16 protein-coding genes are annotated in these 15519 nt (G+C 45.0%); 10 read left to right on the plus strand and 6 right to left on the minus strand.

Translation table 11 applies throughout. The features are described from left to right. Positions 1–6: 6 nt before the first annotated feature. Positions 7–585, minus strand: coding sequence for a LysE family translocator (locus BTR1S_RS18170; RefSeq protein ID WP_029418995.1), 579 nt, complete (start codon positions 583–585; stop codon positions 7–9). A 132-nt stretch (positions 586–717) separates the two neighbouring features. Here BTR1S_RS18170 and BTR1S_RS18175 point away from each other — a divergent pair, with 132 nt between their 5' ends. The 3 genes from BTR1S_RS18175 to BTR1S_RS18185 all read left to right on the plus strand — a co-directional run bounded on the left by BTR1S_RS18175 (position 718) and on the right by BTR1S_RS18185 (position 2952). Then, positions 718–1614, plus strand: a complete 897-nt coding sequence (locus BTR1S_RS18175) for a LysR family transcriptional regulator (RefSeq protein WP_006638824.1) — start codon at positions 718–720, stop codon at positions 1612–1614. 222 nt (positions 1615–1836) lie between these two features. Further along, entirely contained in the window at positions 1837–2298 is a 462-nt protein-coding gene (locus tag BTR1S_RS18180) for a MarR family transcriptional regulator (protein WP_373870236.1), read from the plus strand. Between the two features lie 15 nt (positions 2299–2313). Further along, a complete protein-coding gene (locus BTR1S_RS18185; protein ID WP_006638826.1) occupies positions 2314–2952 on the plus strand; it encodes a nitroreductase family protein in 639 nt (212 codons plus the stop codon). A gap of 191 nt (positions 2953–3143) precedes the next feature. Here the strand turns inward: BTR1S_RS18185 and BTR1S_RS18190 are convergent, their stop codons facing one another. Together BTR1S_RS18190 and BTR1S_RS18195 are read right to left on the minus strand one after the other, a co-directional pair. After that, a complete protein-coding gene (locus BTR1S_RS18190) occupies positions 3144–4505 on the minus strand; it encodes a serine hydrolase (protein ID WP_029418996.1) in 1362 nt (453 codons plus the stop codon). 134 nt (positions 4506–4639) lie between these two features. Continuing rightward, positions 4640–6028: an amino acid permease gene (locus BTR1S_RS18195; RefSeq protein ID WP_029418997.1), complete on the minus strand. Its 1389-nt coding sequence runs from the start codon at positions 6026–6028 to the stop codon at positions 4640–4642. A gap of 428 nt (positions 6029–6456) precedes the next feature. On the opposite strand from BTR1S_RS18195, the gene BTR1S_RS18200 reads away from it, so the two are divergent. Then, the gene (locus tag BTR1S_RS18200) at positions 6457–7089 is read left to right on the plus strand and encodes a DUF2306 domain-containing protein (protein WP_029418998.1); all 633 of its coding nucleotides are present in this window, start codon (positions 6457–6459) and stop codon (positions 7087–7089) included. A gap of 371 nt (positions 7090–7460) precedes the next feature. Here the strand turns inward: BTR1S_RS18200 and BTR1S_RS18205 are convergent, their stop codons facing one another. Then, positions 7461–8246 (minus strand): cyclase family protein, encoded by a 786-nt coding sequence (locus tag BTR1S_RS18205; RefSeq protein WP_006638830.1) that lies wholly within the window; start codon positions 8244–8246, stop codon positions 7461–7463. Positions 8247–8543: 297 nt separating this feature from the next. On the opposite strand from BTR1S_RS18205, the gene BTR1S_RS18210 reads away from it, so the two are divergent. The 3 genes from BTR1S_RS18210 (at position 8544) to BTR1S_RS18220 (ending at position 10414) form a co-directional block, all read left to right on the plus strand. Beyond that, positions 8544–8909, plus strand: a complete 366-nt coding sequence (locus BTR1S_RS18210; RefSeq protein WP_006638831.1) for a putative zinc-binding protein — start codon at positions 8544–8546, stop codon at positions 8907–8909. Positions 8910–9068: 159 nt separating this feature from the next. Next, positions 9069–9650, plus strand: coding sequence for a TetR/AcrR family transcriptional regulator (locus BTR1S_RS18215; RefSeq protein ID WP_006638832.1), 582 nt, complete (start codon positions 9069–9071; stop codon positions 9648–9650). Positions 9651–9673: 23 nt separating this feature from the next. After that, entirely contained in the window at positions 9674–10414 is a 741-nt protein-coding gene (locus BTR1S_RS18220; protein ID WP_006638833.1) for an SDR family oxidoreductase, read from the plus strand. Between the two features lie 48 nt (positions 10415–10462). On the opposite strand, the gene BTR1S_RS18225 is transcribed toward BTR1S_RS18220, so the two are convergent. Continuing rightward, the gene (locus BTR1S_RS18225; protein WP_029418999.1) at positions 10463–11281 is read right to left on the minus strand and encodes an alpha/beta fold hydrolase; all 819 of its coding nucleotides are present in this window, start codon (positions 11279–11281) and stop codon (positions 10463–10465) included. Positions 11282–11424: 143 nt separating this feature from the next. Next, positions 11425–11688 carry a CD3324 family protein gene (locus BTR1S_RS18230; protein ID WP_006638835.1) on the minus strand — a complete coding sequence of 88 codons (264 nt, stop codon included), beginning with the start codon at positions 11686–11688 and terminating at the stop codon, positions 11425–11427. A gap of 355 nt (positions 11689–12043) precedes the next feature. On the opposite strand from BTR1S_RS18230, the gene sigV reads away from it, so the two are divergent. The 3 genes from sigV (at position 12044) to BTR1S_RS18245 (ending at position 15491) form a co-directional block, all read left to right on the plus strand. Next, entirely contained in the window at positions 12044–12541 is a 498-nt protein-coding gene (sigV, locus tag BTR1S_RS18235) for an RNA polymerase sigma factor SigV (RefSeq protein ID WP_006638836.1), read from the plus strand. Next, positions 12541–13401 (plus strand): anti-sigma-V factor RsiV, encoded by an 861-nt coding sequence (rsiV, locus tag BTR1S_RS18240; RefSeq protein WP_006638837.1) that lies wholly within the window; start codon positions 12541–12543, stop codon positions 13399–13401. Before sigV ends, rsiV begins: the two co-directional genes overlap by 1 nt. 206 nt (positions 13402–13607) lie before the next feature. Next, the gene (locus BTR1S_RS18245) at positions 13608–15491 is read left to right on the plus strand and encodes an acyltransferase family protein (RefSeq protein WP_029419000.1); all 1884 of its coding nucleotides are present in this window, start codon (positions 13608–13610) and stop codon (positions 15489–15491) included. The last annotated feature ends 28 nt before the right edge of the window (positions 15492–15519 follow it).

A 15519-nucleotide genomic window follows, 5' to 3' on the forward strand; every position in this document is an offset into this window, starting at 1 on the left:
GAAGGTTTATAGAAAAATACTTACCGCAGAGTAAATGAGCAGCAAGCACATGATGACCCGAAATGCCTGATCATGCTTCGCAAACAGCTTTTTAAAAACAGCGCCGAACCCCGACCATAAAAGCAGCGCCAGCCAGCCCAGAAAAATGGCTAACGCTAAATAAAAAATAATCGATTTCATAGAATGATGAAACGGCAATATAAAAGCACTCATCAATGTTAAGAAGAACAAAATGCTCTTGATATTTATTATTTGAAATATGAATCCTGATAAGAAGGAAGAATGGACATGTCCAGAATCATTCTTTGACCTTTTAGATAAACCGATTTGCCAGGCCAAATAAAGCAGATATACCGCACCGGCTATTTTAAAGTAAGGCTCTGCAACAGGAATCCAATTGTATAGACCAATCGTAAATACCCCGCTGAAAATCCCAAGCACCGCAAACCCCGACAAAATGCCGCTATTGAAACGCCATGAACCGATAAAGCCGAACCTCTGCGCTTCATTCATCATTAAGATGTTGCTTGGACCAGGCGTAATTGATGTTAAAATCACATACGAAAGAAAAGCTATGATACTCATTGAATCACCTTCATTTGCTTATGTCATAGTGGGCAGCTTTTATTGTATGATAATGATATCTATAAATAAAATTGAAATATAAAAAAGCATTATCGATTTTTTCGATACATCATACATTTGAGGAGAAATTGCATGGAAATTAGACATCTTATCACGTTTCAGGCCATTGTCGAAATGGGCAGCTATACAGGAGCTGCTGCTAAGCTGGGCTATACGCAATCCACGATAACCACTCATATCCAGGCGCTTGAGCATGAGATCGGCGGCGCGTTATTTACGTATGAAAGAAGGAATTTAAAGCTGACTCATTTAGGCAGGGAATTAATCCCTTTAGCGGAAGATTTGCTTTCTGCTCACGATCAGATTAAGAATATGAAAAGCGCTCAAGAGATCAAGGGCGCATTAAAAGTGGCTGCACCCGAGTCATTAACCATTTCCAGACTTGGACCAATCATCAGGGAATTTTCATTGAGATATCCTTATGTGAACATCGTATTAAGCAACGGAACATGCGGACAAAACCAGGTTGACCTGTTAAGCGGACGTGTCGATATCGCTTTTATGGTCTATCCGGAAATAAAACCAGAAAAGTGCATTCACTATACTTTAACCGAGGAGAAGATTGTCCTTGTAGGAAGTCATGATGGACCGGATCATTTTGATGAATATAAAAAACAGAACAGCAAACATTTTTTTATCACAAATGAAGAAGGCTGCAGCTATCGGTCCATGTTTGAACGGTATCTTATCAAGCATGACATCCGTCACTTTCAAACAATGGAGTTATGGAGTATCGAAGCGATTAAACAAATGGTTATGAGCGGACTTGGATTTGCTGTTTTACCCTATATGACAGTCAAAGAAGAAGTGGAGAGCGGTAAGCTGAAAATCCTTTGCCATTCCGAAGAGCTTGATCCGCTTTATTCCCATTTGTTAATCAAAAAGAAAAAATGGCAGCTGCCGGCTGTAGAGGCTTTTGTTGAACTGGTGCTACATTCGGTGAATGAGTCTGATACCGGAGTGTCTTGATATCAGGTCATTTCCGATCGTTCTGATTGCTTTTGATCACAGATAAAACTTTGGCTCACACCGTGAAGGTTCAGTTCTAACGGCCGCATGAAGAGATGCAAGGGCTTTGGCTCCTTTGCATTGTTGCCGTATGAAGAGGTTCCAAAATAAAAGCAAACCATTTGCAAAAACAGCAAACCGATTGTATATTATTGATATATCAATAATTGATGCATCAATTAATTGTTCAATAGAAAGAAGGGATGGGTTTTGACAACGCGTTGTTCACAAGAAGCCGAGATTTTATATCAGCTGCAATGCTTAAACAAAGTGATCGGCACGAAGTTTGAGGCATGCACCGGCATCAGCCAATCTCGCCTGGAGTTGCTCGCATTGCTCTTCCACGTAGATGAAATCAGTCAAAGCGACCTTCAAAAAAAGGTGAATCTCGATGGCGCAGCCGTCACAAGACACTTGAAACAGCTTGAAGCCAAAGGAATGGTATCAAGAAGAAGGAAGCCTGAAGACAACCGTATCATACTTGTTCGCTTGACCGATCGGGGGCGGGCGCGAATCGAATCTTCCAAAAAAGAAAAGGAGCGTTTCATAAAGGAAATGCTCGCCGGTGTCAGCGCAGAAGAATGCAGTATGCTTAAGAATGTGCTGTCACAGATGCAGAAAAATATAGACAATATGAAAGCGTAAGAGGAGTGTTTACACATGGGAACTGCATTAAAAACAAACGATTTTATGGAAATCATGAAAGGGCGCCGGTCCATACGCAACTATGATCCGGCAGTCAAAATCAGCAAGGAAGAAATGGCCGAAATATTAGAGGAAGCGACGACAGCGCCATCTTCAGTCAATGCGCAGCCATGGCGTTTTCTTGTCATCGACAGCCCGGAAGGCAAAGAAAAGCTCGCGGGGCTTGCTCAATTTAACCAAACACAGGTCGCTACTTCATCTGCCGTGATTGCTGTATTTGCTGACATGAACAATGCAGATTATTTAGAAGAGATTTATTCAAAAGCCGTTGAACTTGGCTACATGCCGCAAGAAGTAAAAGACAGACAAATAAAAGCTTTGACGGCGCATTTTGAAAAACTTCCGGCCCAAGTAAACCGGGAAACCATTCTGATTGACGCCGGCCTTGTCTCCATGCAGCTTATGCTGACAGCCCGCGCACACGGCTACGACACAAACCCGATTGGCGGCTATGACAAAGAAAACATTGCTGAAGCCTTCGGTTTGGAAAAAGAGCGCTATGTACCGGTCATGCTTCTGTCGATTGGAAAAGCTGCTGACGAAGGATATGCTTCATACCGTCTTCCGGTCGCTAAAATTGCCCAATGGAAATAATCCGAACCGACCTTGATGGCGGGAAAAAAGCTACAAACAATTGATTTTCTAAATAAAAGAGGGCTTCTCATGATGAAGCCCTTATTTTCATATCGCTATAAAAGTTTCTGGCAGCAGAACATCACCTGTTCTGAAAATAGGGAGAGCGGTTTTGGACCTGTCCCCGCTAAAATTCCAATTTCTCCGGTTGGTCATTCCTCAAATATCCGCATCACTTCTTCCACTGCCCCATTCTGGTATATGGTAAAGCGAGTGACAGTTCCACCTTCCAAAATAAATTCTATTTCAACAGACAATGACCGGAGAAAAAAACGTGTGTCCGAGGATGGAAATATCTCAAAACGAGCTTGTCCGGTGATTTGTATATAAAGCCGTTCATTTTCAACCGTTACATAAGCGATGGTTCCATCTGGAAATGAATAGCTGCCGATATACCGGCTGTAAATGGCCGGATCGATCTCTTTTTTCTTTTTATCTGCATGACGCTCAGGTATGACGTAAGCCTGATCAAACAGGATATTGTCCACGGCTTCAAAAATGGCCTGTTCATATTCATCATTCTGTTCCACATTGCTCAAGTAAATGAACGTTTTCTGTTGATCGATATATCGGATCATTTTAGTCGAATAGCCGGGCCAGCCTCCGCTGTGACTGACGATCCGCCCTTTTTCAGGACTGTTCTGAAGCAACCAGCCGCACCCGTAATCTACGGTCTCTCCGTTTTTCAGACGTACGGGAGAAAATGCAAGCTCTTTGGAAGCTTGAATGATCAAGCTGTCTGTATATAAAGCCTGGTCGAACACATATAAATCCCGAATGGTTGAGTTTACGGTTCCGTCCCCTTGTATCCCATCAAGGTAGTAGACATATTCGGTTTCTTCAAGTTCATCAGGCAGAATATACTGTCCTTTATGGATATCATACACATATCCAAACGCATAATCGTCAATGGTTTCAGGCTGAAGCCTTCTGTTGTACACCCTTGTGCTCTGCATATTCACCGGACCGAAGATGTTTTTTTTCATGAAGTCCGGAAAACTCAGGCTGGATGCTTTTTCAATAATAACCGCCAATAGTACGTATCCTGTATTGCTGTACAGCCAGCCTTCACCCGGGGCAAAATAGCCTGGCGGCTGATGATTCATCAGCATATCAACAATATCCTGGTTTACGGCGATCCTGCTATGATCCCAATATTTGTGAAACCATTCCATATAATCAGGCAGGCCTGACGTATGCGTCAATAAATGGTGAATCGTTACACCTTGATAGGGAAATCCCGGAATCCACCGCTCTACTTCATCTTCGACATTCACTGCCCCTTGCTGTGCTAATTGAAGGACCCCCAAGGCAGTAAAGGGCTTCGATAGAGATGCTAATTCAAATAATGAATGATCCTGTAATAAACGTTTTTCCGGCAGGTTTGCATAACCGAAGGAGTTTTGATAGATAATGTCGCCGTCCTCCGCAACTAATACCGCCGCATTGATATGATTTCTTTCGCCCAATACATTAAACAAATTTGCAAGCCGTTCTCTTTTTTTCTGTTTCACTTTTCCACCTCCGCTTTTTTATACGAATATGGAAAATAGAGGTTCCAGCTGTTGTCAGGTTGTGTTTTTCGAAAAAATATAAAAGCCTTGAGAGAAAACAGTTTTTCTCTCAAGGCTTTAAAATGTGCTCTTTGTTAATGCACTTGATGTTCCTTTCTTTTCCGCATCTTATAAATCACAATCAGCAAAATAAACCATACCGGGGTGACAAATAAGGAAACACGGGTATCTGTCGCCAGTCCAAGCACAATCAAAATGAACGCCAGGAAAGCAAGAATCAGGTAATTAGTAAATGGATAAAGCGGCATCTTAAATGTGTTCGATTTCGCCAAATCCGGTCTTGTTCTGCGGTATTTCAAATGGCAAATAACTGTAATTCCCCATATGAAAATGAAACATATGGTAGAAATACTGGTGATCAGCGTGAATACTTCCTCTGGTATGATATAGTTTAAAGAAACGCCAATAAGAATCACGACGGCTGAAAAGAACAATGCATTGCTCGGTACTTTACGGGAAGTCAATTTTGTCATTGACCCGGGCGCATTATCTTCTTTAGCCAGCGAATATACCATCCGGCTTGTACTGAATATGGCGCTGTTGCTAGCTGAAGCCGCCGATGTCAGTACGACAAAATTGATGATGGTGGCAGCGGCAACAATCCCGACCGCTGCGAAAACTTGGACAAACGGGCTTTCGCTAGGATTGATGACGTCCCACGGATAGATGCACATAATCACAAATAGAGCGCCGATATAGAAAAGCAAAACCCTGATCGGGATATTGTTGATTGCTTTAGGAATCACTTTCACCGGGTTTTTGGTTTCGCCTGCTGTCAGTCCTACAAGTTCAATCCCTACAAATGCAAAGACAACCATCTGGAACGAAAGGAGAAACCCGTGCAGTCCATTTGGAAACATGCCGCCGTGGCTCCAAAGATTTGCGAAGCTTGCAGCACCTGAATGCGTCGAAAAGCCGCTTATAATCATAAAAAGACCGATCGCAATCAGGGCCAGGATCGCGATGACTTTGATGAGCGCGAACCAAAATTCCATTTCTCCAAAAAGTTTTACGGTTGCCAGGTTCATGATCAGCAAAATAATCAGGGCGATAAAGCCGGGCAGCCACTGCGGGATGTTCGGAAACCAGTACTGGGTATAGACTCCTACTGCCGTCAAGTCGGCCATCGCGAGTGAAATCCAGCAAAACCAGTAGGTCCACCCGGTGATAAAAGCCGCCGTATCGCCTAAATATTCTCTTACAAAGTCAACAAAAGAGTGGTATTTCAAATTGCTCAAGAGCAATTCTCCAAGCGAACGCATAATTAAAAAGCAAATGATTCCTGTGATCAAGTAAGCAAATAATATCGACGGTCCGGCAAAATGGATCGATTTTCCCGAGCCGAGAAACAGCCCTGTTCCGATTGCCCCGCCGATGGCCATCAGTTGTACATGCCTGTTTGATAAACCTCTGGACAGTTTTTGGTCATGCCGACCACTGTCTCTTGTTATGTCGTCTGTCAATTTCAGTGTGCCTCCAATTAAATTTCTTTATTATGTTAACCTAGCTCCCGTATGTTTTATCTTCTATTATAACACTAAAATTTGAAGGGATTTATGACAGAATGAAATGAAAGGGGATTCATAAACCGAATTTATTTTTTGCTGATCATAGAGAGAGGAGCAGTGGTATCGGATGGATTTGTTCACGCTTTTCGCGTTTTTTCATCTTCATCTCAGTGAGCAAAACTATGCGGACGGGAATGAAGTATGGAGGAAAATTGTAACTTTTTCGCCGTTGCATCCTAACCCAATTGGTGTATCCTAAAAAAGGGACTCGACGGTTCGGGCTGACCGATGCGGTTTGCCAATACGAGTTGCCTATTAGTCAGAACACAGCTTCAAGGGAGGAACAAAAGCTGAGTAAAAAAAGAGTCACGATATGTTCGGCAATGCTGATCATGATATATATACTGTATACCGTGTTTAAAAATTTCATTTATGATCCGAATTCAACAGCCTTTTTAAGCCATAAAACAAATCTGCGCGACTCGTTTTATCTCCCGGTCTGGCTTGGCGTCATGTACGTCCACGTGATTGCCGCCTGTTTGGCAATGCTGAGCGGAGCTGTCAATTTCTCTGGAAAACGACTGACAAGCAGCCGCAAGTTTCACCGGTTTAACGGCTACATCTATGTCGTTTGCGTGATGATTGTGACGCTGTCGTCAGGCTATATGGCGCCCCATTCCACGGGCGGGAGAATCGTGAGCATAGCCTTTAATTTGGTGAACATGTATTGGCCTGCGGCTACGGTCGTTTCCGTATTCCAGGCCAGGCGAAAGCAGTTTGACAAGCACCGGAAGTGGATGATCCGCAGTTATTTATTCTGCTTTACCAATCTGTTCATTCATTTGATCACCTTTGTATGTCATAGCGGATTCGGCTTGATATATGAGGTGAGCTACACGATAGGCGTTTATGGGGCAATTGTGCTGAATGTCGCGATAGCTGAATGGGTCATTCAGAAGCGGCCTCATCCGCATGCGACAGTTCCCAGCCGAAATGAAAGGATGTCTTCTTTTTGAATAAAATACCAAGGGTTTCTAAACCCCAGGTATTTTTGCTTTTACATATAAATAAAGGCCATCATCTGTCATGACAGAGGCATAGCCCATTTGTCTGGGCATCGCCGAAATATTGCCGCGGCCATGGTTTACCGCCCGGGGGATGAGCGGAAACGCTCGTTTCCATTATGTCGCCGGACGGATTTTCAATGACAAGGGGCTTGGCGACATCTTCTTTTTGCTGAAGGAACGATTTGTCTCGTTGGGTCTCGTGCGCAGTAAAGCCCGTGTTAAGTCCGCCGGGAAACGGTCAATCAGCTCCTTCTGTTCACCAATCATTCAATGAAGGTCGGCCAATTTTATTTTTGCCGCAGATCAAGTCACTCCTTAAATTAATCCTCAGTGCTAAGAATGGCAACAGGACGAGCCCATCCGGCCGAGGCTTTTTCGACTTTTATCGGAAACGCCATCACATAAAAACCGGTGGAAGGGAGTTGATCAAGATTCGCAAGCTTTTCAATTTGGCAGTAAGGAATTTTACTTCCGGCAAAATGTCCTTCCCATACTATGGCGGGATCTTTTTCTTTCGCGTAGCGTTTGGCCGTTGAACTGAATGGCGCGTCCCAGCTCCAAGCGTCAGTACCGACAAGCCGCACGCCGCGCTCAGTTAAATAGAGCGTTGCTTCGCGGCCCATTCCGCAGCCGCTGTCTAAGTAATCCTTTTCCCCGTATTTCGCACCAGCCGACGTATTCACAAACACAACATCGCCGGGAACCAGCTGATGGTTGATTCGGTTAAGTTCTCGTTCGATTTCTTCAGCAGTGACGATATGTCCATCTTCAAAATGTCTAAAATCCAATTTAACGCCAGGGCCATGAAACCAATCAAGAGGAACCTCATCTATAGTCGGCATTGGTTTGCCGTCATCTGTAACAGAGCGGTAATGATAAGGTGAATCGATATGAGTTCCCGCATGCGTCGACATGTTCACTTTTTCTATTGCCCAGCCTTCCTGGCCGGGAAGATCCTTTCGAGAAAGCCCGGGAAAGCTTTGGGTCATCTGCTGAGCACCTTGTTTGTGGTCTGCATACTCGATTTCAGGTATAAAACCTGGCGGGTCAGATGGAATACCGCCTTTTAGGGATACTGATAGATCTACGATTTGCTGTATTTTCATTCGTTTTTCTCCTTTGCTAAAGAATGGATCATCCTGAACAACCTGGATGATGTTTAAAACTTTCCTGTACCTGCACGTAAGAAAATGAAAAAGACGGCAATTTTCAATCATTCTGTATATTTTTTATTGTACATAGATGTAAGCTTCATTTATATAAGTCTCTGCTAGTATTTTTAAATTTGGCCGGGAATTGGAAAACGTGATATAGCTCACAGTTTCCTTTATGCCCTTCGTGTAAAGTGAATGATAGTTTTTGCCGTGATCAGAATCAAGAAATGAATTGGGAGGAGTTAACCGATGAAAAGAACTGATTTGCCTTTAGTGTATTCATGCTCCGGATGTTCCTCGGCCGCACAAACGGCTAACATGATCGCCATCAAAATGGATCGGGAAAAATTGGCCGAAATGTCCTGCATTGCCGGAGTTGGCGGTGATGTGAAACCGCTTGTTAAAACAGCAACATCCGGACGGGATATCATTGCAATTGACGGCTGTCCTTTATGCTGCTGCAAGAGCTGTTTGGCTAAGCATGACGTTCAGCCAAAGCATCATTTCATACTGTCGGATTTTAATGTACCAAAGAAAAAGGGTGTAGATCCTGACCCTGTCCTTTATATAAATGCGTATGATCAGATTTTGCAGCTCACAAATCAGAAATCCTAAGCTGTTCATTTAGAAAACGACTATCCCGGTAGTCGTTTTTTTTACGGCATAGCGGAGATTACAAATGACAAAATAAATTATTTGTCATTTGTAATATTCTTTGCTATGATGAATCCAAGGAGGTGGCACAAACGGCTCGAATACAGCAGCCGAACAATGATGAAGAATTCTTCAGAAGTGTTAACCAAGGAACAAATACTGACAGCAACAGAAGAAACATTAAGGCGGTTTGGCGTTGCCAAAACATCGATCACAGATGTGGCGAAAGCGCTGAACGTCAGTCATGGCACGATTTACCGCCATTTTAAAAGCAAAAAAGAGATTTTTGAAGCCGCTACCGAGATGTGGCTGAATGAAAAGATTTTGAAGCCGCTTACCGATGTTTATCACGATTCTTCTCTTAAAGGCGCAGCGCATGTGAAAGCTTATATCGAGAAATTGTTCGAGCTTAAGCGGTATTATGCCGGAAAAGATGAAGAATTGTTTGCCATGTATGCAAAAGTAACCAATGAATCGTCTAAGCTGGTCGACGAAAACATCGACCAAATCGTCAAGCAATTGAGTGAGCTTATTGCCCGCTGTCCTGTCAATCCAAGCGATTCAGAACAATTGGCAAAGGCCGTCTTTTACGCAACAGAACGCTTCCATCATCCGGCACATGCAAATGAGTGGAAAAGAGATACGATTGAACAGGAATTTGACATGGTTTGGAATGTGATAGAAAAAGGATTTTTAAAATAAACCATTGAGGCGGAGGATAAAACATGCAGGATGTAAAAGGAAAAACAGCAATTGTAACAGGGGCTTCAAGAGGAATCGGCCGGACGATTGCCGAACAGCTGGCCGGGCTCGGAATCAAAGTCGCCGTTAATTATGCAAGCAGCCCGGAAAAGGCAAAAGAAGTGGTAGAAGGCATTCGGGAAAAGGGCGGTGAAGCCGTTGCCGTCCAGGCTGACCTCAGCACGGTCGCCGGTGTGAAATCGTTATTTACCAAAACAGTAGAGGCTTTCGGCAAAGTGGATATCCTGATCAACAATGCCGGAGTGAACATTTACAAACCGATTCAAGACGTCACAGAAGAAGACTTTGATAAGCAATTCAATCTTAACGTCAAAGGCACATTTTTTGCTTGCCAGCAGGCGATGACATACATGGAGGAAAAGGGGAGAATCGTCAACTTTTCGACATCTGTCGCGGGGCAAATGTTTCCGACATACAGCGTCTATGCGGGAACAAAAGGGGCTGTTGAACAGTTTACCCGCCAGCTTGCCAAGGAATTCGCCGCAAAGCAGATTACGATTAACGCGGTAGCCCCGGGGCCTGTCAACACTGAGCTGTTTACTGAAGGGAAGACGGAAGAGCAGATCGAAGGGCTGAAAAAGTCGATTGGGCTCGGGCGCATCGGTGAACCGGAAGACATCGCAAATGTGATTGAATTTTTGGTCAGCGAAAAATCGCAATGGATCACAGGCCAGACGATCCGCGTGAACGGCGGATTTATTTAAAAACACGATGAAGAGCCTAAGAATTCTTTTCTTGGGCTCTTTCTGTGATCAATCAAAGCGATTTTGCAAAACTTCATCCAGCTTCTCAGCGAACTCCTTCGGATATAATGAGCAGCCGACATGATTGCCGGGAAAATCGGCAACGCCCGTTCCGACATGCTCAGCCAACGCTTGCGCATACCGGTAAGGGAGAAATCCCTTTGAATCAATCCCGCCTGCAGGCACGGCGACCATTGATGAAGCCCTCAACCTGTTTAGATCAGGCCTGTATTCTCTCAGCGCCGGCACTTCCGATCGTATAAAATAATCGATATTGGCCATCAGCTGCTCCATCCGGGCCGCCGGCCGCTTTGGCTGGGCGGATGCCGTAATGCCCATTGCTTGTGCAAACTCTTCCAAAGCCGGTAAACCGTTTTGTTGATAATGGTTTTCAAGGTTCTTCAAGCTTTTGATTCCCAAGATGCGGTCACTGCCTGACAACAGCTGCGGAATCGGTGGTTCGTGTGCGACAAGACCGCGGATTTGTTCAGGATGATGGATGGCCAGATCAACGCCGATGACTGCTCCCGAACTGCAGCCGAAAACAAAGGCGGGTTTATCGGTCAGGCTGGCGAGCAGACGGTGGGCGTCATCGCTGTGCACGGAAATCCGGCAGCTTTCGTTCGGGTTTTCAAGTCTGCTGCGCGAGTGGCCGCGGCGGTCATAGGTGACGACGGTATAGCGGTCGGACAAAAGGCCGGCAATCGGGTATGAATCAGCATCGCCGTTGCCGCCGTGTATCATAAGCAGGACAGGTCCTGTTCCGCGCATCTCGTAGTAGAGGCTGGCCCCGGGCACCCTCAATATCCTGTTTTTTACTTCAGTCATGATGACATACTCTCCTCTCTTTGTGATCATCACACCTTTACAATACATGATGAGAGCCGTGATCAACAGGCAGAAATCGGCTGAGAAACAAACTCGCCATATAGGAAAAGCACCGATCGTGACCGATCAGTGCTTCGCTTCTTTTATTTCGAGTACACAATCTTTTTGACCGTTTCTACAGAGAGGTGATGGTCATCAGCCAATTGATCAATCGTTCTGCCGTTTTTAAAAGCTTTTTTCATCAAAGCATTTCGGTCATCAATCAGCTTTCTCGCCCCAGACCGGGCGCCCCATTTTTGATGGGCGGATACGGGTTTAGGGATATAGATTGTTTCTCCTTGAACATATTGTTGAATTTCTGATATCAGCTTTTCGGGTAAAATAGCCGCTGCATTGAGATATGCCATGTCTGCCAGCTCCTTATTTTTGATCGCAAAATAAGGTGCAAAGCCAATCGATCAGAAAAACTCATTCAGGCGATGGGTGATCATGTCCGCCCCATGCAAAGTATCGCCTTTCCAATCACAGGCTTTGCATGAGTCGCTTTTGTATCCGGCATTGTGATAATTGCCATATTCCCACCTCCTCTTGGAACCCATTATAAAACGGTTCAAAACAAAAATGAAGAATATCGTGAGACGGCAAAACTGCCATCTGGTTTTCTAAAGCTGAAAAAAAGATGTCAATGGCGCAAACTATTTTCCACCTTTTCACGTCTATACATATTGGAAAAGCCTATGGAAAAAGGAGCTCTTTATAGCAATGAAGAAACAAACAGCCGAAGCGTCGCTTGTTGCGTTCATAACTGACGGGAAAGAACATGTTTACCGACTGGCGTACAGTTATGTGAAAAATCAGGAGGACGCGCTAGATATTGTTCAGGAATCGATCCACAAAGCGCTGGCTTCTGTCGATTCCCTTCGAAATCCCGAAACCATGAAAAGCTGGTTTTATAAAATTCTGGTACGCACAGCAATCGACTTTCTCCGAAAGCAAAAGAAACTAAAAGTGATGGATGATCAAACAATAGAGTATCTAAGCAAAGGAAAAGAAGATACATATCAAGATACAGACCTTTATGAAGCCCTTGAAGAATTGCCGCATCCATATAAAACGATTATCGTCCTGCGGTTTTTCGAGGATCTGAAATTAGAAGAAATAGCGGAAATCACCGGGGAAAACATCAATACGACCAAAACCCGGCTCTACAGAGGGCTGAAGCTCATGCGCATTCATTTGGCGAAGGAGGACCTGTCGTAATGGATAAGAAATTGGAACAATTAAGAGAAGAGTATCAAAACGTGCCCATTCCTAAAGAGCTGGACGAAATGGTCGAAAAAGCCCTTCAGCATCGTCCGCAAAGGAAGCGGAAGATCCTGATGTGGCCCGCATCAATAGCCGTGGCGGCGGCTGTGTTATTTGCCGCGGCCGTCAACATCAACCCCGACGCCGCCCAAGCCATGTCGAAAATCCCCGTTATCGGCAAAGTCGTCAAAGCGATCACGTTTACCGAGATCAAACAAGAGAAAGACCAGTCGAGCATTGATGTGAAAACACCGGCACTGTCCGGGCTGTCCAATCGTGAACTTGAGGAGAACGTCAACAAAAAGTATTTGAAAGAAAGCCAAAAGCTTTACAATGAATTTATGGAGGCCACCTCCAAACATAAAAAAGGGCATCTCAGCATTTACAGCGATTATGAGACAGTAACAGACACGAGGGACTTGATCTCGATTCGCCGGAATATCGAAAAAACGCAGGCATCCAGCTACACTCAGCAGCGCTATATCACCATCGACAAAAAGAACGAAATCCTGCTGACGCTGAAGAGTTTGTTTAAAGATGACCGCTATATCGATGTCATCAGCCAAAACATTAAAGAGCAAATGAAGCAGCAAATGAAGGAAGATCATGATAAAATTTATTGGATTGATGATGATGAAATCGAGCCATTCAAAAAAATTCGCGCTGACCAAAACTTTTACATTACTGAAGATCATAAATTGGTGATTTCGTTTGACGAATATGAAGTTGCGCCCGGATATATGGGGGTCGCAGAGTTTGAAATTCCGACCGGCGTTATTTCAAAACTGCTCGTCGGAAGCCGCTACATCCGCTAGCAAGGCAAAACATCCATGATGCCGCGGATCATGGATGTTTGCTGTGCGTTGCCTGCTCTATGAGGAACGGTCAGGGAGAAAAAAGTTTAGCATTTCATCGTACTTTTTGAAACAAAATGCCATCTCGTTTTCGTCTATTATCTCGGAACCAATAGAAAAAGATGACGTAAAAACGGGAATAACCGCGACATTATTGGAGGAATACCATGTTAGACAAGACGCAGCATCATCGCTACATACCGGGGTTGGACGGACTTCGGGCTTTTGCCGTTCTGGCGGTCATCGCATACCATCTGAACTTCAATTGGGCCGACGGAGGCTTCATCGGAGTCGACATCTTTTTTGTTTTATCCGGCTACTTGATTACATCCATCATATTGCCGGCGTATGGAGATGATATTAACTTGGATTTCCGCGGCTTTTGGATCCGCCGGATGCGGCGCCTGGCGCCGGCCGCATCCCTCATGATCATCGCGACTGTCATATGGGTCGTATTGTTTCACCAGGAGCTGCTCCATACGGTGCGAGGAGATGCGGCATACTCTCTCTTGTATGTCAGCAATTGGTGGTTTATTTTCCATGATCTATCCTATTTTGACAGCTTTGGCTCTCCATCGCCTTTAAAAAACCTTTGGTCATTGGCAATTGAAGAGCAGTTTTATATCGCATGGCCGATTGTTCTGGTGGCGGGAATGTACATATGTAAAAAAAGAACCAAGCTGGCGGGAGCGGTTTTATTGCTTGCGCTTTGCTCGGCTGTATTAATGAGCGTGCTTTACGTCCCGGGCGGAGATCCGAGCCGCGTCTACTACGGAACAGATACGCGCTCTTTCGAACTCTTGATTGGCTGCGCTTTAGCCCTTGTGTGGCCGATGAAAAGGCTTTCTTCAAACAGGCTCCCAATCAGGCTGAAGCGGGCATTGCACGGAACCGAGCTCGCCGCTTTTATGATCATAATACTGTGCATTTATCTCGTTGATGAATACGCTCCCTTTCTTTATCATGGCGGAATGCTTCTCATCAGTATCATCGCCGCCATTTTGATCGCATGCGTCAGCCATCCAAGCAGCTTTTTGGGTCATCTCCTTTCATGGAAGCCGCTGCGCTGGATTGGTACGAGATCATACGGCATTTACCTTTGGCATTACCCTGTCATCGTATTGAGCACGCCTGTTCATGAGATTGGCAATCCGGTTTATTGGCATGATGCCCTTAAAATTGCCGCAACACTGATTCTCGCCGAGCTTTCGTATCGGTTCATCGAGAAGCCGATTCGGAATGACGGCTTTCGACCGTTTTTCCGCCGCGTTTTTGTTAACAGGATTGTGGAATGGAAAACGTCTTCAACAGTCAGCAGAATGTCGCTGGGATTGCTGTTTGCCGCCTTCATCATTTTTGCGGGAGGGCTTTCCGGAATAGCCGGAGAAAGCAAACAGCCGCGGCTGCCGCATGTCCAGGCCACAGGAGAAGCAGGTGATTCTTCATACCGGACCTCTGATCAAACAGGCGAAACCAATTCAACGCACGATCAAAAAGAAACCGGGATACAGAAGAAAAACTCGAGCGGGCATCCGCATAAAGAAAAGAAGGCATCACAACAGCAAACAGAGGGAAAGGCGGAGAAGGATTCAGGGGAACACGTGCTGGCCATCGGCGATTCCGTCATGCTTGACATCGCGTCAAACCTTCGCCGCAAATATCCACATATAACGATAGACGGAAAGGTGGGGCGGCAGGTATCAGAAGCGCTCCATTTAACGCCAAAATACGCATCGTTTAACCAGCCGGACAAATCCGTCATTATCGAACTGGGGACGAACGGGTATTTCACAGACAGCCAAATGGACGAGCTCCTTAACGCCTTCTCAAAAGCCCGCATTTATCTCGTGAACACGCGGGTGCCGCGCCAATGGGAGAGAAAGGTGAACGAGTCATTGCGCAGGCAGGCAGAAGGCCGCCGGAATGTTACATTGGTTGATTGGCACAGCGAAGCCATTGAGCACCCCGAATATTTTACCTCAGACGGCGTACACCTTGTGCCTAAAGGAGCTGAAGCTTTGACAGCACTTATCGTTCAAGCGGTGGAATAAAGATTTTACATAAAAAGAGGCTTTTGGT

It is taken from the genome of Bacillus sonorensis NBRC 101234 = KCTC 13918, assembly GCF_001592005.1.
Lineage (GTDB): Bacteria > Bacillota > Bacilli > Bacillales > Bacillaceae > Bacillus > Bacillus sonorensis.